We start from the raw sequence: 8,140 nt of genomic DNA on the forward strand, positions 1-8,140 counted from the left end.
GTGGTGTCGGAAGGTGCGTGTGCATGTTGCGACGCCCCCGACGTCGGCCGCCGACCGAACGGTGCCGCGCGCACTGGACGCAAGCAACGAGGCCCGGCGCCGTCCGTGGCGGACGTGCACCGGGCCTCCAGGCGGAGCGTCAGGAGACGGACCGCGCGCCGATCAGCCGAAGCGACCGGAGACGTAGTCCTCGGTGGCCTGCACGGACGGGTTCGAGAAGATCGTCGCGGTGTCGTCGTACTCGATGAGCTTGCCCGGGTGTCCGGTGCCGGCGATGTTGAAGAACGCCGTCTTGTCGCTGACGCGCAGAAGCCTGCTGCATGTTGTGGGTCACGATCACGATCGTGAACTCCTTCTTGAGCTCCTCGATCAGGTCCTCGATGGCGAGGGTCGAGATCGGGTCGAGCGCGGAGCACGGCTCGTCCATCAGCAGCACGTCGGGCTGCACGGCGATCGCCCGCGCGATGCAGAGGCGCTGCTGCTGCCCACCGGACAGGCCCATGCCGGGCTTGTCGAGGCGGTCCTTGACCTCGTTCCAGAGGTTCGCGCCCTGCAGGGACCGCTCGACCACGTCGTCCGCCTCGGAGCGGGACATGCGCTTGTTGTTGAGCTTCACGCCGGCGAGGACGTTGTCCTTGATCGACATCGTCGGGAACGGGTTCGGCCGCTGGAAGACCATGCCGACCTGCCGGCGGACGAGCACCGGGTCGACCCCGGGGCCGTACAGGTCGTCGCCGTCGACCTTGACCGAACCCTCGACGTAGGCGCCGGGGATGACCTCGTGCATGCGGTTGAGCGTGCGGAGGAAGGTCGACTTGCCGCAGCCGGACGGACCGATGAACGCGGTCACGGTGCGGGGCTCGATCGTGATGTCGACGCCCTCGACCGCCTTGAACTTCGAGTAGTAGACGTTGAGGCCGTCGACCTCGATGCGCTTGGACACGGATTCCTTCGGGGTGGGTGGTGACGCTGGCCGGGGGTGGCGGGGACTAGCGGCTGAGCTTGGGGGCGAAGAGGCGGGTGATGAACCGGGCGAGCAGGTTGAGCAGCATCACGATGATGATGAGCAGCAGCGCCGCGGTCCAGGCCCGGTCGACGAACGGCACCGGGTTGGCGCCCTGCTGCGAGTACTGCGTGTACGCGAACACCGGCAGCGTCATCATCGGGTCCTTGAACAGGTCGTAGTTCATGCTCGCGGTGAAGCCGGCCGTGACCAGCAGCGGTGCGGTCTCGCCGATGACGCGGGCGATGGAGAGCATGACGCCGGTGGTGATGCCGGCGAGTGCGGTGGGGAGGACGACCTTCAGGATGGTGAGGTACTTCGGGACGCCGAGGGCGTACGAGGCCTCGCGGAGCTCCATCGGCACGATCTTCAGCACCTCTTCGGTGGAGCGCACGACGATCGGGATCATCAGCACGCTCAGCGCGACCGAGCCGACCAGGCCGAAGCGGGCGCCGGGGCCGAGGAACAGTGCGAACAGCGAGTAGGCGAACAGACCGGCGACGATCGAGGGGATGCCGGTCATGACGTCCACGAAGAACGTGATGCCCTTCGCCAGCGCGCCCTTGCCGTACTCGACGAGGTAGATCGACGTGAGCAGGCCGATCGGCACCGAGATGAGCGCCGCGAACAGCGTGATCTCGAGCGTGCCGATGAGGGCGCGCACGGCGCCGCCACCCTCGGAGATGACGCCGCGCATCGAGTACGTGAAGAAGTTCGCGTCGAAGCGGGCGAGGCCGTCGGCGAGCACCGTCCAGAGCAGCGACACCAGCGGCAGCACCGCGATGACGAACGCGGTGACGACCAGCGACGTGATGAGACGGTCGACCGCCTTGCGCCCGCCCTCGACGATGCGCGAGATCACGACGATGAGGACGTCGAACAGGACGGTGCCGAGGAACAGGGCCGCGACGACGTTGAAGTCCTTCACGGCGCCGCCGGCGTTCAGCAGGGCGAAGACCAGGACCAGGGCGACCCAGGAGCCGACGAGGAGGAGCCACGGCACCGACTTGTGCAGCTTGCCGTTGGCGTAGGCGTTACCGGTCATGCCGGTGGGACGGAGGGCGAGGGACATCGGGTGTGACCTCTCAGGGAGACCCGCTGACGCACGATGTAGCGCGCCAGCATGTTGATGACCAGGGTGATGACGAAGAGGATCAGACCCGAGGCGATGAGTGCGTTGAAGGCCGTGCCGGACGCCTCGGCGAACTGCAGGGCGATGTTCGCCGCGATCGTCGACGGGTTCAGCGAGGTGAGCATCTGGAAGGTGACGTTCGTGGACACCGACAGCACCAGCGCGATCGCCATCGTCTCGCCGAGCGCGCGGCCGAGGCCGAGCATGATCGCGGACACGATGCCGGACTTCGCGAACGGCAGGACCGACATCCGGATCATCTCCACCGGGTCGCGCCGAGGGCCAGGGCGGCTTCCTCGTTGAGGCGGCGCGTGCCTGCAGGAAGATCTCACGCATGACCGCGGTCATGATCGGGATGGCCGTGACGGCGAGGACGATCGACGCGGTGAGGATCGTGCGGCCGGTGCCGGACACCTGCCCGGAGAAGAACGGGATCCAGCCGAGGTACTCGTTGAGGAACCCGTAGAAGGGCTTCACGAACGGCGCCAGCACCACGATGCCCCAGAGGCCGTAGACGACCGACGGCACCGCGGCCAGCAGGTCGATCACGTAGCCGAGCACCGGGGCGATGCGGCGGGGTGCGTAGTGCGAGATGAAGAGGGCGATCCCGAGCGACAGCGGCACGGCGATCACGAGCGCGATGAGCGCGGACCAGACGGTGCCGAAGACGAGGGGGCCGACGTAGTCCCAGAAGTTGGTGGCCTGGTTCGGCAGCTCGCCGACCTTGGCGGTGAACGCCGGGATGCTCTGCCAGACCAGGAAGGCGGCGACGAGCACGAGGACGAAGAGGATCAGCCCGCCGGCGATGACCGAGGCGGCGGAGAAGACCCGGTCGCCGACACGGACGACGGCCTTCGGCTTCGGGGTGACGGGGGCCACTGGCTGGGCCGGTGCGGTCGTCGTAGGACCTCCTGTCGGAGGAACGCCGGGGGAGGCGTCGGGTGGGGTGTGTCCGGTGGTGCGACCGTCGGGGCTGTGACGGCCGAGCGCCCGGACGCCGGTCAGGTGGGTGGGACCGGCGTCCGGGCGATCAGGGTGCCTTACTTGATGGAGGCGACGGCCTTGGCGGCCTTCTCCGAGAGGTCGTCCGTGAGGGCGGCCGACTTGGCCTCCTTCGCGGCTGCCTCCTGCGCGTCCTTCTCGACGACGTAGTCGAGGTAGCCCTTCACGGCTCGCCCTTGTCGGCGTCCTTGTACTCCTGGCAGGCGATCGCGTAGGAGACGAGCACGGCGGCCATGCGCCGTCGGCGGTGTCCTTGCGGTCGATGTCGATCGCGAGGTCGTTGTCCGCGCGGCCTTCGACGACCTTGGGTCGGAGACGACCTTCGCAGCGCCCTCGGCTGAGATCTCGGTGGCCTTGTCGCCGACCATGAGCTTGGCCTTGTCGAGGTCACCGGCGCCGGAGTCGTCGATGTAGGTGATCGCGTTCGAGGCGCTGGCCATGGCCGAGGCCACGCCCGAGGTGCCCTTGGCGCTGTCGCCGACCTGGTACGGGTAGGTCTGGCTGGGCTCTTCGGTCCAGACGTCGCCGGCGCAGTTCGCCGTCGACGTACTCGGAGGAAGTTCCCGTGGTGCCCGAGTCGTCGGAGCGGTGGACGACCGTGATGTTGGCGTCCGGCAGCTTCGCGTCCTTGTTGATGGAGGCGATCTGGCAGGTCGTTCCCACGGTGATCTTGCCCAGGAAGATCCCGGCGATGGTCTTCGCGTCGAGCGTGAGGTCCTTGACGCCGTCGACCTTGTAGGCGATGGCGATCGGGGAGATGTAGACCGGGATGTCGATGGCCTTCGAGTCCGCGGCGCAGAGGGCGAACGAGCCGGAGAGCTCGTCCTCCTTCAGGGCGGCGTCGGAGCCGGCGAAGTCCGCGGCACCCGACATGAAGTTCTTGCGGCCGGCGCCGGAGCCGTCGGGCGTGTAGTTGACCGTGCAGAGCCGGGAGGCGACGTTCTGGATGCCGGCGGCCCAGGTGGCCTCGGCCGTCTGCTGAGCGGACGAGCCCGAACCGGTGAGGGTGCCGGAGAGCTTCGGAGTAGTCGGTGCCCGAGCTGGAGTGAAGAGGAGGGTGCGGTGCTGCCCGCGCCCTCGTTCGCCGCGCACGAGGAGAGCACGACCTGCGCCGGCGATCGCGTTGCCGCGACCGTGCCGATTCGCTTGATGTTCACAGGGGTCCCTTCGGGGATGTCAGTGCAGGTGGGACCGCTGCTGGTCCCGTGGGTCGGTGCCGACCCGGAGCGACTGTAGGGACGCGAGGTGACGGGGATCACCCGCCCCGGTGAAATGGAGGTGAACGAGGGGTTGTGCCGGACGCGGCGCCGTGCGGGCGCGTCGACGGGTGCAGGATCGGGAACGTCGTGCACTCCGCAGGAGCATGCAGACGCATGCGCTCAGTACGCGGCCGTCGGTTCGCGACGGCGTGGTGCCGGACTGGAGGCGCTCGGCTCGCCCCGCCGCCGTCGGCCTACGCCGCGACGGTGTTGCGGTGGGTCTCCACGGCGACGAGCCGGCCGTCGGCGATGTGCATCACGGCGAAGTCCCCGACTGAGAGCATCGCGGCGCGACCCGGAGGTCGAACCGGCCGCTGTCGTCGGCCGTCGCGGTGGCGATGCGGGCGATGATGTCCGGCAGGATCGGGCCCGTGCGAGCAGAGGACGGTCGACTTCGCCTTCTCGAGGCGCTTTTCTGCACGACGCCCTTCACGTTCGCCGCGCCGAGGTCGTGGGCGTCCTGGCTGATGTCCGGCGTGCTGGAGACGCCGAGGTGGGTCTTCGCCAGAGCGGTTCGACGGTCGCGAGGTACCGCGCCGCCGTGCTGCTGATGATCTTCTTGGGGCCGAACGCGGCCACGGGGGACGCCACGGCCTTCGCCTGGCTCCGGCCGACCGGCAGGAGCGGATTGGTGGTGGCGATGGGACCGTCCCTGTCCGAGCCGGGGACGGTCTTGGCGTGCCGGAGCGCGATGAGCGCGAATCGTGCGCGTGTTCCTGGGCGGCGACGCGGTCGGCGAACTGATCGAGGATCGCGACGTCCCGCTCGTACGTCAGTCGGGCGCGGGCGTCGTCGAGGGTGACCCACTCGATCGAGGCGACCTCGTCGTTGGGCGTGAACCTGCCTCGCCTCGCTCGAACTCCTTCGACGAGACCCGGGCTGCCCAGTAGTGCACCGCCTCGTGTCGCGACCGCTCGGCAGCACGTACTCGGCGGTTGCCCAGGGAGCGCCGAGGTGCACTTCTGTACCTGGTCTCCTCGCTCGACTCTCGGCGCGCGACGGCGGTCGCCGAGGATCGCTCTGCGCCGCGCGTCGACCTTGCCCTTCGGGAACGAGACGTCCTTGTGGTGGTCGCGGTACACGAGCAGGACGAACGGAACGCCGTGTCCTGTTCGCGCCAGACGACGGCCCCCGCTGCGACGACCGGCCCTGGGGAGCCGCCGCTCCCACCGAGTGGAGCGCTTCCGCGCCGAGATCTTCCGCATGAGGACATTCTGCACGTCGTCGAGCGGTCGGCCGTCCTCGTCGGTCGAATGACAGGTCCACTCGCCGTCGGACTCCAGGTGCCACGAGCTCGTGGTGTCCGCCATGGCGAGGTCGAACATCTCCTCGACCTCGTTGACGTGCGCCGGGTCGGGACGGCCGCATCGAGGGCTTCGACGCGGCGGTCGAGGTTCCGGTGCATCATGTCCGCCGAGCCGATGAAGACCGCCGGGTCGCCGTCGTTGTGGAAGGCGAACGCGCGCGAGTGCTCGAGGTACCGGCCGACGACGCTCCGCACGCGGATGGTGTCGCTGACGCCTTCCATGCCCGGCTTCAGCGAGCAGATGCCGCGCACCCAGACGTCGATCGGCACGCCGGCCTGGCTCGCCAGGTAGAGCGCGTCGATGATCTGCTCGTCGACCATCGAGTTGACCTTGATCCGGATGCCGGAGGGGCGACCCGCGCGAGCGTGGTCCGCCTCGGTCTGGATCCGCTTGAGCAGCCCCTTCCGGAGGTGCAGCGGCGCGACTTGAGCAGACGCTTGAACTTCTTCTCGATCGCGTAGCCGGACAGCTCGTTGAACAGGCGCGTGAGGTCCTTGCCGACGACGTCGTCCGAGGTGAACAGCCCCATGTCCTCGTAGATGCGCGAGGTCTTCGGGTTGTAGTTGCCGGTGCCGATGTGGCTGTAGTGCTTGAGCGTCCCGCCCTCTTGCCGGATCACGAGAGCACCAGCTTGGAGTGTGTCTTTCAGCCCGACCAGGCCGTAGACCACGTGCACGCCGGCCTTCTCGAGCTTGCGGCGCCTGGTGATGTTGTTCTGCTCGTCGAAGCGCGCCTTGATCTCGACGAAGGCGCGCCAGGACCTGCTTGCCCGCGGCGGCCGCGTCGATCAGTGCCTCGACGATGGGGCTGTCGCCGAGAGGTGCGGTACAGCGTCTGCTTGATCGCAAGCATCGTGCGGGTCGGCGGCGGCCTGCTCGAGGAACGCCTGCACGCTCGTCGCGAAGGACTCGTACGGGTGGTGCACGAGGACGTCCTTCGCGGCGATCGCGCGGAACAGGGTCGGGCTTCGTGTTCGGCTCGCGGGCTGGAACTGCACCGGCGTCGTCGGCACGTGCTTCGGGTAGTGCAGGTCGGGGCGGGCGATCTTCGAGATCTCGAACAGGCCGCCGAGGTCGAGCGGCGACGGCAGCCGGAAGACCTCTTGTTCGGTGATGTCGAGCTCGCGCACGAGCAGGTCGAGCGTCACCGGGTCCATGTCCTCGGTGATCTCGAGACGGATCGGCGGGCCGAAGCGGTGACGGAGCAGTTCGCGCTCGAGGGCCTGGATGAGGTTCACTCCCGGCCTCGTCCTCCTCGATCTCGACGTCCTCGTTGCGGGTGACCCGGAACACGTGGTGCTCGAGCACCTCCATCGCGCGGGAAGAGGTCGTCGAGGTAGTTCGCGATGAGGTCCTCGAGCGGGATGAACCGCAGGCGGCCGGAGTTGTCGTCCGGCAGCTTGATGAAGCGCGAGAAGTTCTGCGGCACCTTGAGTCGCGCGAACTCCTGCCGCTGCGACTTCGGGTTGCGCACCCGGACCGCCAGGTTGACCGAGAGCCCGGAGATGTACGGGAATGGGTGTGCCGGGTCCACCGCGAGCGGCATCAGGACCGGGAAGATCTGCTCGTTGAAGTACTCGCGCATGCGCAGCCGGTCGGCCTCGCCGAGGTCGGACCAGTGCTCGATGCGGATGCCCGCGTCGAGGTCCGGCTTGAGCGAGCCGATGAAGGCCTGCGCGTGGCGGTCCTGCAGCTCGTGCGCCTTCTTCGCGATGTCCCGCAGGACGTCGAGGCGCGGCCGACGTTGGTCGGCACGGCGATGCCGGTGTCGATGTGGCGCTTCAGCCCGGCGACCCGGACCATGAAGAACTCGTCGAGGTTGGACGCGAAGATCGCCAGGAAGTTCGCCCGCTCGAGGAGGCTGCGTGCGGTCCTCGCCCAGCTCGAGCACGCGCTGGCTGGAACTGGAGCCAGCTGAGCTCACGGTCGAAGTAGCGATCCGTCGGCAGCGACTCGTGCTCGATCTCGACGACCTCGTCGAAGTCGTCGAGGTCCGGCATGACGGATTCGCCGTCGAGCTGCGGTTCGGTGTCCATGCCCACATCCTGCCACCCGCCCTCCGGCCGGGGCTGCTCGGGTGGACGCTGTGGAAACCCGCGGTGAACGGCGCGGTGTGGAGGAGGATCAGAGCGGCGTACTGCACGTCGATCGCTTGCTGCTGCTCGAACTCCGAACGACGGTAGAGCGCCAGCGCCGGCTCGTTGTCGCCCTCGACGTAGAGCGCCGCGGCGGCGAGGCCAATGACCGGTCAACCGGGCCGTCCCCCGCACGCATGAGGGACTTCGCCGAGCCGCTGCCTTGCAGGTCGGGGCGGACGGCCACGGCGTAGAACTCGCCGACGTCGCCCCAGACCTTGAAGCGGCGCACGAAAACGCGAAAGCGTTTCACGATAAATGCGAAACGGTTAAACACCCACGCCTGAAACTGAACGAAGTACA

9 protein-coding genes and 3 pseudogenes are annotated in these 8,140 nt (G+C 68.2%); all 12 read right to left on the reverse strand.

All coding sequences use genetic code 11. The features are described from left to right. Nucleotides 1-162 precede the first annotated feature (162 nt). Nucleotides 163-943: pseudogene (gene pstB / locus ACZ8AI_RS22515) on the reverse strand (phosphate ABC transporter ATP-binding protein PstB). Nucleotides 944-989: 46 nt separating this feature from the next. Then, nucleotides 990-2,075, reverse strand: coding sequence for a phosphate ABC transporter permease PstA (gene pstA, locus ACZ8AI_RS22520; RefSeq protein ID WP_464859899.1), 1,086 nt, complete (start codon nt 2,073-2,075; stop codon nt 990-992). Next, a pseudogene (gene pstC / locus ACZ8AI_RS22525) lies at nt 2,045-3,014 on the reverse strand (phosphate ABC transporter permease subunit PstC). The gene pstA and the pseudogene pstC overlap by 31 nt, the downstream one beginning before the upstream one ends. A gap of 161 nt (nt 3,015-3,175) precedes the next feature. Next, nucleotides 3,176-3,577 carry a hypothetical protein gene (locus ACZ8AI_RS22530; protein WP_464859900.1) on the reverse strand — a complete coding sequence of 134 codons (402 nt, stop codon included), beginning with the start codon at nt 3,575-3,577 and terminating at the stop codon, nt 3,176-3,178. Next, entirely contained in the window at nt 3,525-4,229 is a 705-nt protein-coding gene (locus ACZ8AI_RS22535; RefSeq protein ID WP_464859901.1) for a substrate-binding domain-containing protein, read from the reverse strand. Before ACZ8AI_RS22535 ends, ACZ8AI_RS22530 begins: the two co-directional genes overlap by 53 nt. A 596-nt stretch (nt 4,230-4,825) precedes the next feature. Then, nucleotides 4,826-5,203: a histidine phosphatase family protein gene (locus ACZ8AI_RS22540; RefSeq protein WP_464859902.1), complete on the reverse strand. Its 378-nt coding sequence runs from the start codon at nt 5,201-5,203 to the stop codon at nt 4,826-4,828. After that, a complete protein-coding gene (locus ACZ8AI_RS22545) occupies nt 5,169-6,119 on the reverse strand; it encodes a hypothetical protein (protein ID WP_464859928.1) in 951 nt (316 codons plus the stop codon). Before ACZ8AI_RS22545 ends, ACZ8AI_RS22540 begins: the two co-directional genes overlap by 35 nt. Before the next feature lie 98 nt (nt 6,120-6,217). Beyond that, nucleotides 6,218-6,940 (reverse strand): annotated as a pseudogene (locus tag ACZ8AI_RS22550) (RNA degradosome polyphosphate kinase); the annotation flags it as partial. Next, nucleotides 6,937-7,287, reverse strand: a complete 351-nt coding sequence (locus ACZ8AI_RS22555; protein WP_464859929.1) for a hypothetical protein — start codon at nt 7,285-7,287, stop codon at nt 6,937-6,939. The gene ACZ8AI_RS22555 and the pseudogene ACZ8AI_RS22550, both read right to left, overlap by 4 nt. Then, nucleotides 7,248-7,541, reverse strand: a complete 294-nt coding sequence (locus tag ACZ8AI_RS22560) for a hypothetical protein (RefSeq protein ID WP_464859930.1) — start codon at nt 7,539-7,541, stop codon at nt 7,248-7,250. The genes ACZ8AI_RS22555 and ACZ8AI_RS22560 overlap by 40 nt, the downstream gene beginning before the upstream one ends. Next, a complete protein-coding gene (locus tag ACZ8AI_RS22565; protein WP_464859903.1) occupies nt 7,484-7,738 on the reverse strand; it encodes a hypothetical protein in 255 nt (84 codons plus the stop codon). The genes ACZ8AI_RS22560 and ACZ8AI_RS22565 overlap by 58 nt, the downstream gene beginning before the upstream one ends. Nucleotides 7,739-7,826: 88 nt before the next feature. Continuing rightward, the coding region (locus ACZ8AI_RS22570; RefSeq protein WP_464859904.1) for a hypothetical protein at nt 7,827-8,140 on the reverse strand (314 nt) is incomplete at its 5' end.

This window comes from Curtobacterium sp. AC273 (assembly GCF_979253735.1).